Annotated in this window: 16 protein-coding genes and 1 pseudogene; 7 read left to right on the forward strand and 10 right to left on the reverse strand. The window is 65.5% G+C overall.

Annotated elements, in window-relative coordinates; translation table 11 throughout:
• The first annotated feature begins 9 nt into the window (after window positions 1–9).
• From LRS11_RS15725 to LRS11_RS15740, 4 genes are all read left to right on the forward strand, one after another.
• On the forward strand, window positions 10–609 hold the full coding sequence (locus LRS11_RS15725; RefSeq protein ID WP_409519817.1) for a DUF1287 domain-containing protein: 600 nt from the start codon (window positions 10–12) through the stop codon (window positions 607–609).
• 39 nt (window positions 610–648) lie between these two features.
• Window positions 649–1,083: a thiol-disulfide oxidoreductase DCC family protein gene (locus tag LRS11_RS15730; RefSeq protein WP_260493852.1), complete on the forward strand. Its 435-nt coding sequence runs from the start codon at window positions 649–651 to the stop codon at window positions 1,081–1,083.
• A gap of 142 nt (window positions 1,084–1,225) precedes the next feature.
• The gene (locus tag LRS11_RS15735) at window positions 1,226–3,004 is read left to right on the forward strand and encodes an ABC transporter transmembrane domain-containing protein (RefSeq protein WP_260493853.1); all 1,779 of its coding nucleotides are present in this window, start codon (window positions 1,226–1,228) and stop codon (window positions 3,002–3,004) included.
• Between the two features lie 16 nt (window positions 3,005–3,020).
• Window positions 3,021–4,124: a saccharopine dehydrogenase family protein gene (locus tag LRS11_RS15740; protein ID WP_260493854.1), complete on the forward strand. Its 1,104-nt coding sequence runs from the start codon at window positions 3,021–3,023 to the stop codon at window positions 4,122–4,124.
• A gap of 211 nt (window positions 4,125–4,335) precedes the next feature.
• Here LRS11_RS15740 and rhtA read toward each other — a convergent pair whose 3' ends face one another.
• The 3 genes from rhtA to LRS11_RS15755 all read right to left on the reverse strand — a co-directional run bounded on the left by rhtA (window position 4,336) and on the right by LRS11_RS15755 (window position 6,197).
• On the reverse strand, window positions 4,336–5,208 hold the full coding sequence (rhtA, locus tag LRS11_RS15745) for a threonine/homoserine exporter RhtA (RefSeq protein ID WP_260493855.1): 873 nt from the start codon (window positions 5,206–5,208) through the stop codon (window positions 4,336–4,338).
• Window positions 5,209–5,294: 86 nt separating this feature from the next.
• Window positions 5,295–5,576: a pyrimidine/purine nucleoside phosphorylase gene (locus tag LRS11_RS15750; protein WP_260493856.1), complete on the reverse strand. Its 282-nt coding sequence runs from the start codon at window positions 5,574–5,576 to the stop codon at window positions 5,295–5,297.
• A gap of 78 nt (window positions 5,577–5,654) precedes the next feature.
• On the reverse strand, window positions 5,655–6,197 hold the full coding sequence (locus LRS11_RS15755) for an exonuclease domain-containing protein (RefSeq protein ID WP_260493857.1): 543 nt from the start codon (window positions 6,195–6,197) through the stop codon (window positions 5,655–5,657).
• 143 nt (window positions 6,198–6,340) lie between these two features.
• Here LRS11_RS15755 and LRS11_RS15760 point away from each other — a divergent pair, with 143 nt between their 5' ends.
• Window positions 6,341–7,219 carry an NAD(P)-dependent oxidoreductase gene (locus tag LRS11_RS15760; protein WP_260493858.1) on the forward strand — a complete coding sequence of 293 codons (879 nt, stop codon included), beginning with the start codon at window positions 6,341–6,343 and terminating at the stop codon, window positions 7,217–7,219.
• Here the strand turns inward: LRS11_RS15760 and LRS11_RS15765 are convergent, their stop codons facing one another.
• The gene (locus tag LRS11_RS15765; RefSeq protein WP_260493859.1) at window positions 7,220–7,561 is read right to left on the reverse strand and encodes a DMT family protein; all 342 of its coding nucleotides are present in this window, start codon (window positions 7,559–7,561) and stop codon (window positions 7,220–7,222) included. It lies immediately after the preceding gene.
• Window positions 7,562–7,697: 136 nt separating this feature from the next.
• Between LRS11_RS15765 and LRS11_RS15770 the strand changes: the two genes are divergently transcribed.
• Together LRS11_RS15770 and LRS11_RS15775 are read left to right on the forward strand one after the other, a co-directional pair.
• Window positions 7,698–7,949, forward strand: a complete 252-nt coding sequence (locus LRS11_RS15770; protein ID WP_260493860.1) for a YkgJ family cysteine cluster protein — start codon at window positions 7,698–7,700, stop codon at window positions 7,947–7,949.
• Window positions 7,950–8,006: 57 nt separating this feature from the next.
• A complete protein-coding gene (locus tag LRS11_RS15775; RefSeq protein ID WP_260493861.1) occupies window positions 8,007–8,618 on the forward strand; it encodes an START domain-containing protein in 612 nt (203 codons plus the stop codon).
• Between the two features lie 69 nt (window positions 8,619–8,687).
• Here LRS11_RS15775 and cobA read toward each other — a convergent pair whose 3' ends face one another.
• The 6 genes and pseudogenes from cobA to LRS11_RS15805 form a co-directional block, all read right to left on the reverse strand.
• Window positions 8,688–9,425 (reverse strand): uroporphyrinogen-III C-methyltransferase, encoded by a 738-nt coding sequence (cobA, locus tag LRS11_RS15780; RefSeq protein ID WP_260493862.1) that lies wholly within the window; start codon window positions 9,423–9,425, stop codon window positions 8,688–8,690.
• A 10-nt stretch (window positions 9,426–9,435) separates the two neighbouring features.
• Entirely contained in the window at window positions 9,436–12,168 is a 2,733-nt protein-coding gene (locus tag LRS11_RS15785; protein WP_260496934.1) for a nitrate reductase, read from the reverse strand.
• Between the two features lie 52 nt (window positions 12,169–12,220).
• Window positions 12,221–13,429 (reverse strand): annotated as a pseudogene (locus LRS11_RS15790) (NAD(P)/FAD-dependent oxidoreductase); the annotation flags it as partial.
• A gap of 407 nt (window positions 13,430–13,836) precedes the next feature.
• The gene (locus tag LRS11_RS15795) at window positions 13,837–15,501 is read right to left on the reverse strand and encodes a bifunctional protein-serine/threonine kinase/phosphatase (protein ID WP_260493863.1); all 1,665 of its coding nucleotides are present in this window, start codon (window positions 15,499–15,501) and stop codon (window positions 13,837–13,839) included.
• 196 nt (window positions 15,502–15,697) lie between these two features.
• Window positions 15,698–16,909, reverse strand: coding sequence for a nitrate/nitrite transporter (locus LRS11_RS15800; protein WP_260493864.1), 1,212 nt, complete (start codon window positions 16,907–16,909; stop codon window positions 15,698–15,700).
• 420 nt (window positions 16,910–17,329) lie between these two features.
• Window positions 17,330–17,809: a cytochrome C gene (locus LRS11_RS15805; protein WP_260493865.1), complete on the reverse strand. Its 480-nt coding sequence runs from the start codon at window positions 17,807–17,809 to the stop codon at window positions 17,330–17,332.
• Between the last annotated feature and the right edge of the window lie 64 nt (window positions 17,810–17,873).

The following is a 17,873-nucleotide window of genomic DNA, read 5'->3' on the forward strand; positions in this document are numbered from 1 at the left end:
TGCAAGAGGATGGAGCGTTATCAGGCAGTGGGCCGTGCCGTTGTGGTCTGGCTGTGTCTGTGTCTGGCGCTGCCGGCATGGGCGCAGTCGATCCAGCCGGAGCAGCTGATCAGCGCCGCCCGCCAGCAGGTTGGCGTGACCCTCAGCTATGACCCTGTCTACCGCCAGCTCGACTATCCCGGCGGCGATGTACCGCTGGCTACCGGCGTGTGCACCGATGTGCTGATCCGCGCCCTGCGTGTCCAGAGCCTGGATCTGCAGCAGGCGGTGCACGAGGACATGCGCGGGCATTTCGCCGCCTACCCGCAGAACTGGGGGCTCAAGCGCCCTGACCGCAATATCGACCACCGCCGGGTGCCCAATCTGATGACCTGGTTCAAGCGTCAGGGCCTGGCCCAGCCGATCAGCCAGCAGGCGGCGGATTATCTGCCCGGCGATATCGTCACCTGGGATCTGGGCCGCGGCCTGACCCATATCGGCATCGTCTCCGATCGCCGTACCGCGCAGGGCGTGCCGCTGATCCTGCACAACATCGGTCGTGGCACCCAGGAAGAGGACATCCTGTTTGCCTTCACCGTGACCGGCCATTACCGCTTCGTCAGCCCTTGATTGGCGTAGCATGCAGGCAAGACTGCCAAGGAGCGTGCGATGACAGCTAAGCCGTTGCCACCCTTTATCCAGCCCGGCGAGCGCGTGGTGCTGTTCGACGGGGTGTGCAAGTTGTGCAATGGCTGGGCGAAGTTCCTTATCCGCCATGACCGCGAGGCACGCTTTCGCTTGTGCTCGGTGCAGTCCAGCGAAGGCCAGGCGATCCTGCAGTGGTTCGGTTTGCCGACCGATCATTTCGACACCATGGCCTATGTCGAAGGCGCCGAGCTGTTTGTCCGCTCCACGGCGGTGCTGAGAATCCTCGCCCAGCTGCCGGCGCCCTGGCGCTTCATGGCTGGGTTGCGGCTGATTCCGCGGCCGCTGCGTGACTGGTGCTACGACCGCATCGCGCTGAACCGCTACCGCCTGTTCGGGTGTTATGACCATTGCTTGCTGCCGGATGCCGACCATGCCCGGCGTTTCCTGCATGAATAAGCACGCCGGACACTGCTGGCTTGATCTGCTGCCGTACAGCCCCCATCTGCTGTAACAGGCCGTCTTATCGGCGAGCAATCTGAGCAAGCCGTTGCTGGCTTATTCGACTAATCCGGGCCACTGGCCTGTCTGCGAGAACCGCATGCCGTCGATTCTGTCTTCCCGCCAGCGCACCGCCTTGCGCATGGCCGCCCGCTTTGTCGCGCCGTATCGCTGGCGGGTGCTGGGCGCCTTGCTGGCCTTGATGTTCACCGCCGCTATCACCCTGTCCATGGGTCAGGGCATTCGCCTGCTGGTCGACCAGGGCCTGGCGACCCAGTCGCAGCAGGCGCTGAACCAGTCGATCGGGCTGTTCTTCGCCCTGGTGCTGGCCCTGGCGGTCGGTACCTTCACCCGTTTTTACCTGGTGTCGTGGATCGGCGAGCGTTTCGTAGCCGATATCCGCAAGCGCGTGTTCAATCACCTGATCGGCCTGCATCCGGGCTTCTACGAGAGCAACCGCGCCTCGGAAATCCAGTCGCGGTTGACCGCCGACACCACGCTGCTGCAGACGGTAATCGGCTCGTCGCTGTCGATGGCGCTGCGCAACATCATCATGATGCTCGGCGGCATCGTCCTGCTGTTCGTCACCAACCCCAAGCTCAGCGCCATCGTGATCGTCGCTTTGCCGCTGGTGGTGGCGCCGATCCTGATCTTCGGTCGGCGGGTGCGCGCGCTGTCCCGGCAGACCCAGGACCGCGTGGCCGATGTCGGCAGCTATGTCGGCGAAACCCTCGGCCAGATCAAGACCGTGCAGGCCTACAACCACCAGGCCCAGGACAAAAGCCGCTTCGGCCAGACGGTGGAGGCGGCCTTCGATACCGCACGCAAGCGCATCAAGCAGCGCGCCTGGCTGATCACCGTGGTCATCGTGCTGGTGCTCGGTGCGGTCGGGGTGATGCTCTGGGTCGGAGGCATGGACGTGATCGCCGGTAAGATTTCCGGCGGCGACCTGGCCGCCTTCGTGTTCTACAGCCTGATCGTCGGCATGGCCTTCGGTGCGGTCAGTGAGGTGATCGGCGAGCTGCAGAGCGCTGCCGGCGCCGCCGAGCGCATTGCCGAACTGCTGCAGACGGACAATGCCATCACTGCGCCGAGCGTTGACCTGCAACGCTTGCCAGCGCGGATCAGCGGCGAGTTGGCGCTGGAGGAACTGCGTTTTGCTTACCCGTCGCGGCCCGAGCATTTCGCCGTGGATGGCATCAGTTTGCAGGTGCGTGCTGGCGAGACCCTGGCCCTGGTCGGGCCGTCTGGCGCCGGCAAGTCGACCCTGTTCGACCTGCTGCTGCGTTTCTTCGATCCACAGGAGGGCAGGGTTCTGGTCGAAGGAGTGGCCATCGACCGCCTCGATCCGGCCGATCTGCGCCGCTGCTTCGCCTTGGTTTCGCAGAATCCGGCGCTGTTCTACGGCAGCGTGGAAGACAACCTGCGCTACGGCAAACCCGAGGCCAGTCAGGCCGAGGTCGAGGCGGCGGCGCGCGCGGCGCATGCCCACGAATTTATCCAGCGTCTGCCGCAGGGTTACCAGACCCACCTGGGCGATGCCGGCCTGGGCCTGTCCGGCGGCCAGCGTCAGCGCCTGGCGATTGCCCGCGCGCTGCTGGTGGACGCGCCGATCCTGCTGCTGGACGAGGCCACCAGCGCCCTCGATGCGGAAAGCGAACACCTGATCCAGCAGGCCCTGCCGACCCTGATGCAGGGCCGTACCACCCTGGTGATCGCCCATCGCCTGGCTACGGTGAAGAGTGCCGACCGCATCGCGGTGATCGAGCATGGCAAGCTGGTCGCGATCGGCAGCCACAGCGAGCTGGTGGCGAGCAACCCGCTGTACGCGCGGCTGGCCGAGCTGCAATTCAATAGCGACAGCAATGACGCGGACTGAACAAGGAGTAGGGCGGGTGACGGATTATCGGGTGGTGGTGCTGGGCGGTTACGGCAATTTCGGTACGGTGATCGTCCGCCGCCTGCGCACTATTGCCGGCATTCGTGTGTGTGTGGCCGGCCGCGACCTGGCCAAGGCCGAAACCCTGGCGAAAGAGACGGGCAGCCAGGCCGTGCGTCTGGACATGAACCAGGCCGATCTGGCCGAGCGTTTACGCGTGCTGGGGGCGCAGCTGGTGATCTCCACGGCCGGGCCGTTCCAGAACCAGGATTACCGGGTGGCCGAGGCCTGCATCGCGGCGGGCGCGCATTACGTCGATCTGGCCGATGCGCGCGAGTTCGTCTGCGGCATCGGTGTGCTGGATCAGGCGGCGCACGCGGCCGGCGTATTGGTCTGTGGCGGCGCCAGCTCGGTGCCCGCACTCAGCGCCGCGGTGATCGACAGCCTGCTGCCACGCTTCTCGCGGCTGGATGCGATCTGGCATGGCATCAGCTCCTCGGAGAAGACACCGGGCGTATCGACCCTGGCGGCGGTGCTCAACTACTGCGGTAAACCCTTTCAGCAGTGGCGCGATGGCGCCTGGCAGGCGGTCTATGGCTGGCAGGATCTGAGTCCGCATGACTTCGCCGCGCCGCTGGGTCGGCGCTGGGTGGGCAACTGCGATATCCCCGATTTGCAGCTGTTCCCGGCGCGTTATCCGGGCGTGCGCAGCGTGCGCTTCTCGGCTGGCGTCGGCCTGCGCCTGACCCAGTTCGGCACCTGGCTGCTGTCCTGGCTGGTGCGCGGTGGTCTGTTGCGCAGTGGTGTGCCGCTGGCCGGCCTGCTGCGGCGTGGTGCCGTGCTGGTCGAACCCCTGGGCGATGGCCTGAGCGGTATGTTCGTGCGTCTGCAGGGCCTGGATCAGGCCGGTCAGGCGCAAACCCTGTGCTGGGAGCTGCAGGCGCTGCATAACGACGGGCCGAATATCCCCTGCATGGCCGCGGTAGCGCTGGCGCGCAAACTGGCCGGCGGCACCCTCGCCACGCGTGGAGCGCTGCCGTGCCTGGGCCTGCTGACGCTGGAGGATTACCTGGCCGAACTAGAGGGGTTGGCTATCAGCAGTGAGCTGAGGGTGCTCTGAGAATCTGCTCGCCCGCGTAGATACTGTTATTCAGCACAATTTTTTGTAGGAGCCAGCTTGCTGGCGATCAGTGGGACACTGTCTGCCTATCGCCAGCAAGCTGGCTCCTACAGGATCGGGCCGCGGATGGATAACGCTCTGTTTATCCACCATGAGCCGGCACGCAGCCAGCCAGAACGCGATGTTGGAAAGACTCTGGGTAGCCGATAATTTAATGCTCGACTGGCGGCACCGGCTTGCCTTTGCTGGTCGCTGCGGCGCCGACCGAAGCAAGGATGATTGCGCCAATGGCCAGCCACTGGTTGCCACTCAGGCGTTCGCTGAGCACCAGCAGGCCGATCAGCGCGGCAACTGCCGGTTCCATGCTCATCAGGATGCTGAAGGTGCGCGCCGGCATGCGGGTCAGGGCGATCATCTCCAGGCTGTAGGGCAGGGCCGAGGAGAGCAGGGCGACGCCCAGGGCGATGGGCAGCAGGTCCAGGGAAAACAGCGCGCTGCCGTTCTGCCATAGGCCGATCGGGAACACCAGCAGTGCCGCCACTATGGTGCCGAACGCCACGGTCTGCGCGCCGTGGGCGGCTCCAGCCTTCTGCCCGAAGACGATGTACAACGCCCAGCACACTCCGGCGCCCAGGGCCAAGGCCATGCCCAGTGGGTCGAGATGGCCGCTGGAGGCGGTATCCGGCAGCAACAGCCACAGACCGAACACCGCCAGGGCGATCCAGACGAAATCCAGCAGCCGGCGCGAGGCGAACAGCGCCAGGGCTAGCGGCCCGGTGAACTCCAGGGCGACGGCGATGCCCAGGGGAATGGTCTTCAGCGACATGTAGAACAGCAGGTTCATGCTGCCTAGCGACAAGCCATAACCGAGCAACGACGGCCAGGCGGAGAAATTGACCGGTGTGCGCCAGGGGCGCATGACCAGGCAGAGGATCAGCGCGCCGAGACTCAGGCGCAGGGCGGTGGTGCCTTCGGCGCCGATCAGCGGGAACAGGCCCTTGGCCAGGGACGCACCGCTCTGGATGGAAACCATCGCCACCAGGAGCAGGAGAATCGGCAGAAGGATGGTGCGGGAGCGTGGCATGGGGCTGTCCGTAACTATGACTGGTCAGTCGTTTTGCAAGGATAAAAAAACCGGCCACCGGGGCCGGTTCTTCACAGCGGCCTGACTCAGCGGTATTCGCAGAGATAGGCGGTGTCCACGGCGACCTGCAGCTGGAACTTGCTGTTGGCCGGCACGGTGAACTGGCTGCCGGCGGCAAAGGTTTCCCAGTTGTCGCTGCCCGGCAGCTTGACGGTAAGGGCGCCAGCCACCACGTGCATGATTTCCAGCTGGCTGGTACCGAATTCGTATTCGCCCGGGGCCATCACGCCGACAGTGGCCGGGCCTTCGTTCATGGCGAAGCCGATGGATTTGACGGTGCCGTCGAAGTACTCGTTGACCTTGAACATGCGGGGTTCCTCGAAGGGGGTTAAAAATGGCTTGCCAGTATGCCCAAGGCGACGCGCTCCGTCACGGGCTTGCGGGCTTTATGCGGCAAAGATCAGTGGCAGCAGGCGCGCGGTATTGCGCGCGTCTTCCAGGGCGCGGTGCTGCTGGCCCTGAAACGTCAGACCGGCCAGTTGCAGGGCTGTGTGCAGGCCGACGGCACGTTTCAGCTGGCGGGCTTCGGCGAAACGCTGCTTGAGATTGGCATGGGGGCGCTGCTGCAGGCTGCTGTGCAGGTCATGGCGCCGCCATTCCAGCTCGAACTGGCGACGGTCGTAGTCGCCCCAGCTGGCCCAGCCGGCAAGATTGCCCAGGTGCGGTGCCAGCCAGCGCTCGAACTGCGGCCAGATCGTCGCCAGCGGCGCGGCGCTGTCGACATTGGCTTGGCTGATATGGGTGAGTTCACGGCAGAAACTGGTCAGGCAAGGGCGACGCAGTGGCCGGACGAAACGCTGGAAGTGGTCCAGTTCGTGGCCATCGGCAGCCACCAGGCTGGCACCGATCTCGATGATTTCCATGTCTTCCACTGGCCAGCCACCTTCTTCGGTGGTGGCTTCCAGGTCGATTACCAACCAGTTGCGCATAGGCCCTCCATTGCTTGCGGGCAGTATGGGAGTTGCGTGGTGTTTGGGCAAAACGATATCCATACAGTTTTTCCGCACCGCTGTGCTGGCCGGACACCCCAGGTGGCAGGCTATGCTTGCGGCCATTGATGACGGAGGTGTACATGGCGAAGGTAGCGTTTATCGGGCTGGGGGTGATGGGCTCCCCCATGGCCGGGCATCTGGCGCGCAAGGGGCATCAGGTGTGCGTGTACAACCGCTCGGCGGCCAAGGCGGCGGCGTGGGTTGCGCAGTTTGCCGGCGAGTCGGCGGCAACCCCGCGGGAAGCGGCGCAGGGCGCCGAACTGGTGATGACCTGCGTGGGTAATGACGACGATCTGCGCAGCGTGGTGCTCGGTGTCGACGGGGCCTTTGCCGGCATGGCGCCAGGCAGCGTGCTGGTCGACCACACCACGGCCTCGGCGGATGTCGCCCGTGAGCTGGCGGTGCTGGCTGCCGAGCGCGAGCTGGGTTTTCTCGATGCGCCGGTGTCGGGCGGCCAGGCCGGCGCGGAAAATGGCGCGCTGACGGTGATGGTCGGTGGCGAGCAGGCCTTCTACGAGCGCGCTGCGCCGGTGATCGACAGTTACGCCAAGATGGTCAAGCTGATGGGGCCGGTGGGTAGCGGGCAACTGACCAAGATGGTTAACCAGATCTGTATCGGCGGCCTGGTTCAGGGGCTGGCCGAGGCACTGCATTTCGCCCAGTGCGCGGGGCTCGACGGGCATGCGGCGATGGAGGTAATCAGCAAGGGCGCGGCGCAGTCCTGGCAGCTGGAAAACCGTCATCAGACCATGCTGGCCGGCAAGTTCGACTTCGGCTTCGCAGTGGACTGGATGCGCAAGGATCTGTCGATCCTGCTGGACGAGGCTCGCCGCAACGGCGCGCAACTGCCGGTGACGGCGCTGGTCGATCAGTTCTACGCAGACGTGCAGGCCATGGGCGGTGGACGTTGGGACACCTCCAGCCTGCTGGCGCGCCTCAAGCAGGTGCCCAAGGGCTGATCAGGTGCGAAAGATAAAGTAAACCGCACCCAGCAGACACAGACCGGCCCACAGGTAGTCGAGCTTCAGCGGCTGTTGCATGTACAGCACGCTGAAGGGCACGAACACCGCCAGGGTGATGACCTCCTGCATGATCTTCAGTTGGCCGACCGACAGCTCGGTGTAGCCGAGGCGGTTGGCCGGCACCATGATCAGGTATTCGAACAGGGCGATGCCCCAGCAGATCAGGGCGGCGATGTACCAGGGTTTGTGGCCCAGGGACTTGAGGTGGCCGTACCAGGCGAAGGTCATGAAAATGTTCGACAGGGTCAGCATCGCAGCGGTTTGTAGCCAGATGGGCATGCCAGTGCTCCAGAAAATCGATGGGCCAGCCTAATCAGGCGTTGCCGGTGCGACAAGTCCGGCTGGGCTGTGTTTTTTTGGCGCGAGGGATAAAATCGGCTGTCTTTGCTGAGTTGATTGTTCTGAGGTTGCTGTCATGAATTGCCGTGCGGGCTGCGGAGCTTGTTGCGTTGCCCCTTCCATCAGTTCGCCGATCCCCGGCATGCCCGATGGCAAGGTCGCGGGGCAGCGTTGCATCCATCTGACGCTCGATTACCTCTGCGCCATCTTCGGTCAGGCCGAGCGCCCTGCCGTGTGTTCTGGCTTCAGCGCCGACCCTGCGGTGTGTGGCGAGAGTCGGGAGGAGGCAATTCGTCTGCTGGGTTGGCTGGAACAGGCCACGGCATAGTGATGTTCATCCGGGCGGCACTTTCTGCCGACTGATTTTCTTGTTTAAGGAATATCCATGAAGGGATTGACGCGTGTGGCTGCATTCTGTGGTCTCGGTATCTTGGCCGCCAGCGGATTGGCGCGGGCCGAAGACTGGCAGCTGGTCAAGGATGAGGAGGGTATTCGCGTCTATCTGAGTGCCGTCGAGGGCTCGAAATACAAGGCCTACCGGGGTGTGACCACGATCAAGAGCGATGTCGCCAGGCTGCGCGCTCTGCAGGATGACGTGCAGGGCTCCTGTCCCTGGATTCATGCCTGCGCCGGGCAGATGTTGCTCAAGCATGAGGGGGCGCAAAGCTGGGTCTATACCCGCTTCGAGATGCCTTGGCCAGTGACCTCCCGCGATTCGATCCTGCGTGTGGTGACCCAGGTGAATGCCGACGGTAGCCTGGTGCGGCTTATGGATGGCCAGCCGCAGTACCTGCCGGAGGACAAGGGGTATGTGCGGGTCACCAGCCTGAAAGGCTCGTGGACCTTCATGCCGAAGGCGGCAGGCGAGGTGGAGGTGACCTATCAGGTTCACACCGAACCGGGCGGCAGCGTCCCGTCCTGGCTGGCCAACAGTTTTGTGGTGGATGCGCCGTTCAACACCCTGCAGGGGCTGCGGGCCAAAGCCGAGGGCCGTTGATGCGCCACTGCGCAAAAAAAGCCCGGCCAAAAGGCCGGGCAAAGCATTTCTCCGCAGGAGCGAAGGGGATTAGGCAATCTCTGCCAAAGCTTGAATCTGTTGCTGCGCGGCCACTTCGCCGATCACCAGGATCGCCGGGCTCTTGAGCTGAAAGTCGTGAGCAGCCTGCTGCATGCTCGCCAGGCTGCTGCGGCACTCGCGCTGGTGCGGCAGCGAGGCGTTTTCGATCATCGCCACCGGCATGTCGGCGCGCATGCCGCCGGCCAGCAGGCTTTCGCGGATGTCCGGCAGTTTGGCCACGCCCATGTACACCACCAGGGTGGTGCCGCTCTGCGCCAGGGCCGGCCAGTTGAGGCTGCTGTCGTCCTGGGTGTGGGCGGTGACTAGGGTCACGCCGCGGGCCACACCGCGCAGGGTCAGCGGGATGCCGCAGTTGGTGGCACCGGCCAGGCCGGCAGTGATGCCGTTGACCATTTCCACTTCGATGCCGTGCTCGGCCAGCCAGTCGGCTTCTTCGCTACCGCGGCCGAAGATGCACGGGTCGCCACCTTTCAGGCGCACCACGCACTTGCCCTGGCGCGCATAGCGCAGCATCAGGCGGTGGATGAAGGCCTGCGGGGTGGAGCGGCAGCCGCCGCGTTTGCCCACCGGGACGATGCGTGCATCCGGGCAGTGCTCCAGCACGGCCGGGTTGACCAGGTCGTCGATCATCACGATCTCGGCCTGGTTGAGGGCTTTCACCGCCTTGAGGGTCAGCAGTTCCGGATCACCAGGACCTGCGCCTACCAGCCAGACTTTTGCGCTCATGGTCATCTCCTCAGGCAGTCGCTACTGCTGGCACGACTTGGGTCGCCAGCAGACGTTTGATTTCCGGTACACAGGAGCCGCAGCTGGTGCCGCATTTCAGCTCCTGCTTGAGGCCGTTCAGGTCGAGGCCGCGGGCGATGCCGGCGCACACCGCGTCCTGGCTGACGTTCAGGCAGTTGCACAGGGTCTTGCTGAGCTTCTTGCCGTTGCTGCCCGGCGGGGTGGACAGCGGGGCGAGCAGCCAGCGGCGCAGGTCGGCGTCGGCCTGGCCGTCGTTCCACAAGCCTTTCAGCCAGTCGCGGGCGGCGGTTTCGCCGGCCAGGCGGATGCTGACGATGCGCCCGTCCTCGATGCGCACGCGCTTGCCCACGGTGCGCCGCGGATCGTCGTAGGCCAGTACCGGGCCAGCGTCGACCGCCAGCAGAGCGTCGATCTGCGCCAGCAGATCGGCCGGTGGAGCTTCGCCGCTGGCGGCCTTGATCAGCAGGGCCGGGCGCTCGCGGCCGGTAAGACTCAGGCTGGCGTAGGTGAAGGTCTCGAACAGCGGGCGCAGCGCCTCGAAACGGCGCTGCACATCGCCTTCGACCAGGGCGAAGAACTGCCATGGCAGCTCGGCCTTGCTCACTTCGACACCGCTGAGCTTGAGCTCCGGCTGTTTGGACAGCGGGTCGAAGGCCGGCTGGGTCAGCACGTTGGTGCCCAGGCCCTTGAGGAAGCGATTGCCCCAGTGCATCGGCAGGTAGGCCTGGCCGGGGCGCACGTTTTCGTCGGCCTGTACCGGCAGGCTCAGTTCGCCGCGGCGGCTGCGCAGGGTGACCAGTTCGCCAGTCTGCAGACTGCGCCGGCGCAGTTCATCCGGGTGCAGGCTGAGGACGGCCTCCTCGGCGTGGCCGAACAGGCGCGCGGCGGTGCCGGTGCGGCTCATGCCGTGCCACTGGTCGCGCAGGCGGCCGGTGTTGAGCAGCAGCGGATAGCGCGTATCACGCTTCTCCTTGCCCGCGCAGTATGGGTCGGCAAGGAACTGCGCGCGCCCGCTGGCGGTGGGAAATTGGCCATTCTCGTACAGTCGCGCGGTGCCCTGCTGGGCGCCGGCCGGGAAGGGCCACTGTTGCGGACCTTGGTTATCCAGGATCGCGTAGCTCAGGCCGGACAGGTCGAGGTCGCGATTGCTGGTCAGGTGTTTGTATTCCTCGAACAGCGACTCGCTGTCGAGGAAGGTGAACAGGCTGGGCAGGCCGGGGCGGAGCAGTTGTTCCAGACGACGGGCGAAATCACAGGTGATCGCCCAATCCGGCCGCGCCTCTGCGGGCGCTGGCACGGCGCGGCGCACATGGGTGATGCGCCGCTCGGAGTTGGTCACGCTGCCTTCTTTTTCGCCCCAGCTGGCGGCTGGGAGCAGAAGGTCGGCGTAGTGGCAGGTTTCGGTGGTGAAGAAGGCTTCCTGCACCACCACGAAGGGGCAGGTGGCCAGGGCTTCGTGGATTTTCTGCTGGTCCGGCAGCGATTGGGCCGGGTTGGTGCAGGCGATCCACAGGGCTTTGATCTGGCCGACGCGTACCGCCTCGAACAGCTCGACAGCGGTCAGGCCGGGGCGCTCCGGCAGGCTGTCGACGCCCCAGTAGCGGGCGACTTCGGCGCGGTGCTCGGGGTTGCCGGCCTCACGGTGGCCCGGCAGCAGGTTGCTCAGGCTGCCGGTCTCGCGGCCGCCCATGGCATTCGGTTGGCCGGTGAGGGAGAACGGACCGGCGCCGATCTTGCCGATCTGCCCGGTGGCCAGGTGCAGGTTGATCAGTGCGCTGTTCTTGGCCGAGCCGGCGGTGGACTGGTTGAGGCCCATGCACCACAGCGAGAGGAATGCCGGCGATTTGCCGATCAGCTCGGCGGCGCGCAGCAGGTCGGCCTGGGCAATGCCGCAGATATCGGCGACGACCGTTGGGGTAAATTCGCGCACCAGGCTCTTCAGGGCCTCGAAGCCCTCGGTGTGGGCGGTGATGTAGGCGTGGTCGACCCAGCCTTCCCACATGAGGATGTGCAGGATGCCGTGGAACAGCGCCACATCGGTGCCCGGCAGGATCGCCAGGTGCAGGTCGGCCAGGTCGCAGGTATCGGTGCGCCGTGGGTCGACGACGATGATCTTCATCTCCGGGCGCGCGGCCTTGGCCGCTTCCAGGCGGCGGAACAGGATCGGGTGGGCGTAGGCCATGTTGCTGCCGGCGATCAGCAGGCAGTCGGCCTGCTCGATGTCCTCGTAGTTGCACGGCGGGGCATCGGCACCCAGGCTGCGCTTGTAGCCGACCACGGCGGAGGACATGCACAGGCGCGAGTTGCTGTCGATATTGTTGGTGCCGACCAGGGCGCGGGCCAGCTTGTTGAAGGCGTAGTAGTCCTCGGTCAGCAGCTGGCCGGAAATGTAGAAGGCCACGCTGTCCGGGCCATGCTCGCGAATGGTCTCGGCAAACACATTGGCGGCGTGATCCAGGGCGCTGTCCCAGTCCGTGCGGGTGCGGGCCAGACCCTTGCCCAGGCGCAGCTCGGGATAGAGCGCGCGGGCATCGAGGTCGCCGGTCAGGTGCAGGGTCGAGCCCTTACTGCACAGCTTGCCAAAGTTGGCGGGGTGATCCGGGTCGCCCTGGACGCCGAGGATCTTCTCGCCGTCATGCTCGATCAGCACGCCACAGCCGACGCCGCAGTAGCAGCAGGTGGCGGCGGTGTGCTGGGTGGCCGGGGCCGCGACGGGTTGCAGGCTGAGTTCAGGCACGGGTGGTATCCTTGGCTGCGCTGGCGTTGGCCGCATCGATACTGGCCTGGCCAAACATCAGGTGATCGCGCACCTGGCTGATATCGGCCGCGCCGCAGATCTGCTGGAAGTACCAGCCGCCGTCCAGGGTGTCGCCGTACAGGCAACCGCCGACCAGCACGTCGTCCTTGATCACCAGCTTCTTGTACACGCTGCTGATGGGGTCGGAGAGGGTGATGGTCTCGGTGCCTTCGGCGCCCATGAAATCGCCGGCGGAGAACAGGTCGATGCCGGTCACCTTGAGCTTGGTCGAGGTCACCGAGCCCTGGTAGCGAGCGGTGCCGAGCATGGCCAGGTGATTGGCGCAGACCTTGGCCTGTTCGAACAGCGGGGCGACCAGGCCGTAGGCGATGCCACGGTGATTGGCGCATTCGCCGACCGCATAGATGCGTGGGTCATAGGTTTGCAGGCAGTCGTCGACCAGGATGCCGCGGTTGCACGGGATGCCGCTCTTCTCCGCCAGCTCGGTGTTGGGGCGGATGCCGGCGGCCATCACCACCAGGTCGGCTGGGATCACGTCACCGCCCTTGAACTGCACGGCGCAGACGCGGCCGTTGCCGTAGTCCTGCAGCTCCTCGGTCTGCTCGCTCAGGCGGAAGTGGATGCCGCGGGCCTCGAGGGCCTGTTGCAGCAGCTTGCCGGCGGTCTTGTCCAGTTGCCGCTCCAGCAGCCACTCAGAGAGGTGCACCACGGTGACGTCCATGCCGCGCTGGCGCAGGCCGTTGGCCGCTTCCAGGCCGAGCAGGCCGCCACCGATGACCACGGCGTGGCTGTGGGTGCGGGCGGTTTCCATCATCTTCTCGGTGTCGGCGATGTCGCGGTAGGCGATCACGCCTTCCAGGCGGTTGCCCGGCACCGGCAGGATGAAGGGGTTGGAGCCGGTGGCCAGGATCAGGCGATCGTATTCGGCCGTGCTGCCGTCGTCGGCGGTGACCACGCGCTTCTTGCGGTCGATGCTGACCACTTTGCGTCCCAGGCGCAGCTCGATGTTGTTGTCGAGGTACCAGTCGAGGTCATTGAGGACGATTTCATCGAAGCACTGTTCGCCGGCCAGTACCGGCGAGAGCAGGATGCGGTTGTAGTTCGGGTGCGGCTCGGCCCCGAACACGGTGATGTCGTAGAGGTCGGGAGCGAGCTTGAGCAGCTCCTCCAGCGTCCGCACGCCGGCCATACCGTTGCCAACCATTACCAGCTTGAGTTTTTTCATGCCGGCCATCTCCTGCGTAGAAAACACGGAAAACAAAAAAGGCGTCCCGCTAGTTGCCTAGCGAGGACGCCTTTGTCCTGCCCCGATCTGTCGGGAAGCAGCGCCTTCTACGTTGAAGGCAGTGCTTTTATGTAATGTCGATTTCTCTAAAGCAGGCAGCGTGCCAACTCTGTAGATGTTTGATTTTTAGGGGCTTTCCGCGGTTTTGTGGGGCGCTTGCGGGTGCGCTTGGCGCACCCGTTTAAAGCAAGTTGCGCTGTTGTGGTGCGCTTTGGGTTGTTGTAGGAGCCAGCTTGCTGGCGATCTAGGCAGGTCAAACGCATCGCCAGCAAGCTGGCTCCTACAAAAGCACAGTCAGGCGTAGGGCGGGTGAAACCCGCGTCAGGGGCTCGCGGGTTTCATCCGTCCTACAGGAGGACAATCAGCAGCACCAGGTTGGCCAGCAGCGAGACCAGTGCCACCGTACGCCAGACCTTGAGCGGCTCGCGTTCCAGCAATGGACGCGGACGCAGGCTGAGGGTCTGGCGTTCGCCCTGTTCCAGGGCTAGCAGCCATTCCTCGGCGGTTTCGAAGCGCTCGGCGGGGCTAACCGCCACCGCGCGCAGCAGGCAGTCGTCGAGCCAGCTCGGAATGTCCGGGCGGTAGCGACTGGGTGCGGTCGGCTTGCCGAAGCGCGGGTGCTGGAAGGCTTCGATCTCGCCGTAGGGGTAGTGCCCGGTGAGCAGGTAGTAGAGGGTCACGCCAGCGGCGTAGATATCCTGCTGCGCGCTGGGCTTGCCGCCGCTGAAGGCCTCCGGGGCGATATAGCTGGGCGTGCCGGGCAGGGCGTGGGCTTCGTCGCGAGACAGGCCGGGGCAGTAGGCCAGGCCGAAATCCAGCACGCGCAGCTCGCCATCGTCGCACCACAGCAGGTTTTCCGGCTTGATGTCGCGGTGCAGCAGGTTGCGTCGGTGCAGCATGCCGAGGGCCTTGAGCAGGCGCGGCGCCAGCTCCAGCCACTCCGGCAAGCCCAGGGGACCGGACAGGCGCAGGTGCTCGGCCAGGGTCTGGCCCTGGTGTTCGCGCTGTACGTAGTAGAGATGCTGGCGCTGCGGCAACGGGTGGGCTTCGGCGAAGTTGCGTCCGGCGACGCGGCGCAGGAACCATTCCTCGAGGAGCAGGGCGGGGCCGGCCTGTTCTTCGTCATGCCGGCTGGCCGGCAGGGTTTTCAGCAGCCAGCGGCGTGACTGGTTGTCGCGTACCCGGTAGACCAGCGACTGACGCGATTCGGCGAGCAGGCGTTCGACCTGCCAGCCTTCGAAGTTCTGCCCGTCGCGCAGGCGCGGCGGCAGCGGCCAGTGCTTGAGCTGGGCCAGGGTGTCGGCCAGGTCGTTGTCCGGCAGGCTCTGTACGTCTACCAGCACGGCGCTGGCATTGTCCTGACTGCCGGCCAGGTGGGCGGCGCTGACCAGGGCGCGACAGGCCGCGGCCGGATCACTCTCGTCCTTGAGCATGCTGTGGATGCCCTGGTCGCCGAGGGTCGACCAGACACCGTCACTGACCAGCAGGAAACGTTCGCCTTCGCGCAGCTCGCCTTCCAGGTAATCCACCACCAGGTGCTGATCCAGGCCCATGGCGCGCTTGAGTACGTGCTGCATGCCCGGTTGTTCCCAGACGTGGTCTTCGCTGAGGCGTTCGATCTGTCCATCCAGGCAGCGATAGGCCCGGCAGTCGCCGACATGCGCCAGGGTGAAGCGGCGGCCGCGCAGAACCAGGGCGGTGAGGGTGGTCAGCAGCGGCTGGCCGCCACCGTTGGCCTGCAGCCAGCGGTTGTGGGCGACCAGCAGGCGATCCAGGGATTGCGCCACGGCCCAGGTTTCCGGGGTGGCGTAGTAGTCGAGGGCCAGGGCCTGCAGGGTGGCGCGGGCCGCCAGGCCGCCATCGGCGCACTGGCTGACGCCATCGGCCAGGGCGAACAGGAAGCCTTTGCTCGCCGCCAGGGCGGGCGCCGGGGTAACTACGCGGATGGCGTCCTGGTTCTCGGCGCGGGGGCCGGTGGCAGAGGCTTCGCCGAAGCTGAGTTGCAGGGCCATCGGGCTCTCTCGTGCGAAGAGCGCCCTGAGGCGCCCGAGGATTCAAGTCGGTTGAGACAAAGGCCGAGCCACCTAGACGCCCAGGAGTGTTGCCACTCCACCTTTCCTGACCAGTGCAGGGAGTCTGTGGTCGCCCCGCCTTTGTCGCAACCGACCTGTGTGGCGCCGGGCAGTGAGCCCGGCACCGCACACAGGGTTATACGCGGGCGGCAGTAACAGCTGCCGAACCCCAGGTGGTGCGCCAGCGCAGCTTGACGCCGTACAGGCCGACCCAGGCCAGGATGCCCAGGCTGGCGAACAGCCACAGGCCGAGCTGGTAGGAGCCGGTGGACTGCTTGATGGCGCCGAGGCCGGCGGTCAGGCAGAAGCCACCGATGCCGCCAGCCATGCCGATCAAGCCGGTCATCACGCCGATTTCCTTGCGGAAACGCTGCGGTACCAGCTGGAACACTGCACCGTTGCCGGCACCCAGACTGAGCATAGCGACCACGAACAGGGCCAGGGCGGCCAGCGAGCTGGGCAGGTTGAAGCCGACGGCGGCGATGCAGATCGAGGCGCAGGTGTACATCACCAGCAGCGAGCGGATGCCGCCGATGCGGTCGGCCAGGGCGCCGCCGAGTGGGCGCATCAGGCTGCCGGCGAACACGCAGGCGGCGGTGTAGTAGCCAGCCTTGACCGGGTCGAAGCCGTACTGGTCATGGAAGTAGCCGGGCAGGGTGCTGGCCAGGCCGAGGAAGCCGCCGAAGGTCACGCTGTAGAAGAACATGAACCACCAGCTGTCGCGGTCACCCAGGGCCTTGAGGTAGTCGGCCATGGATTTCACCGGCGGACGTTCCGGGGCGTTGCGCGCTACCGTGGCGAAGATGATCAGCGTCAGCACCAGCGGGATCAGTGCCAGGCCGAACACGTTGCTCCAGCCGAACATGGCGGCCAGGCCCGGGGCGAACAGGGCGGCGAGCACGGTGCCGGAGTTGCCGGCGCCGGCGATGCCCATGGCCTTGCCCTGGTGCTGCGGCGGATACCACTGCGAAGCCAGCGGCAGGGCGACGGCGAAGGAGGCGCCAGCGAAACCGAGGAACAGGCCGAGCAGCAGGGCTTGCTCGTAGCTATGCACGCCGTGCAGCCAGGCCACCGCGAGGGCGGCGATGACAATCACCTGGCCAATCAGGCCGGCGGTCTTCGGCGATGTGCGGTCGGCCAGCAGGCCCATCAAAAAGCGCAATACGGCACCCGCCAGAATCGGCGTGGCCACCATCATGGCGCGTTGCTGGGTGGTCAGGCCCAGGTCGGTAGCGATTTGCACGCCCATCGGGCCGAGCACGTACCAGACCATGAAACTCAGGTCGAAATAGAGGAATGCGGCAAACAGCGTCGGTGCGTGGCCGGCTTTCCAGAAACTTGTATTCATCCAACACCTCGTCAGCAAAAGAGAGTCCCGGCAGGCTGCAGGTTGCCGTGATCGTGGGCACGTCGCCTGCAGTTGCCGGGTGAGCCGGGCGCTTGTGGCGCCCAACCCTGCGGCCGAAGCCACAGCCAGATTGAGAGAGTTACCGGTCGACGTCCGGATCGCGGCCCGTCGACCCACCCCATGCGTTGGGGCTGAAACGCAAAAAGCGCCGCACCACCTGATCGCTAGTTAGCGGGGGTAGTGCGACGCCTTTGTCGTATCTGGGGCAACCGCCATTGGATGCCATGACGGTACTACAGCAAGAGCCGGGCCAACGTGCCTGTTTGCCTGCTGCGCGGGCTGTACAGCCGTGTTGCTCGAGGTGGTCGGTTCAATACAGTGCGTAAGTGATGGCCTTCGCACTGTATTGAGGCGCGACGCTCAGGGTTCTGTGGGCGGTTGCGGGAACTGCACCACCGGGCCTTGGGCCGTCTGCCCGGGCGGCAAGGCGGCGGGGGCAGGCTGGCCGGCTTCACCGAGCTGCTTGGCGAAACGATGGATACTGCGCAGATCGTCTTCTTCCATGATGCGCAACGCGTGGTTGGGCATGGGCGGCCGGTAGTTGGCGTTGCGCGCCAGTAGCAGCCACTGCTCTTCGGTCAACTTGGGCAATACCAGGCGCAGATTGCTGGCGTAGGTGACGCCCCAGGGCCCGCTCCAGCCCAGGCTGTCGCCCAGCAGCCAGGCGCTTTCCGGCACCTGATCCGGGGCCATGATATAGCCGGCGGTATGGCAATCGTTGCAGCCGGCCACCTGCACCAGGTAGCGGCCACGCTCGACGGAAGGGGCGGCCTGGCTGGCCATGGGCAGTGCTGCCAGGCTGGCCAGCAGCAAGGGTTTGAAGGGATGACGTATGCGCATGTGTGGGCTCCTCGGCTGATGCCTCTTGCTGGGCAATCCGTGATTAACCCTAGAACCTGCTCCA

The sequence above is a fragment of the Pseudomonas sp. J452 genome, from assembly GCF_024666525.1.
Taxonomy (GTDB): domain Bacteria; phylum Pseudomonadota; class Gammaproteobacteria; order Pseudomonadales; family Pseudomonadaceae; genus Aquipseudomonas.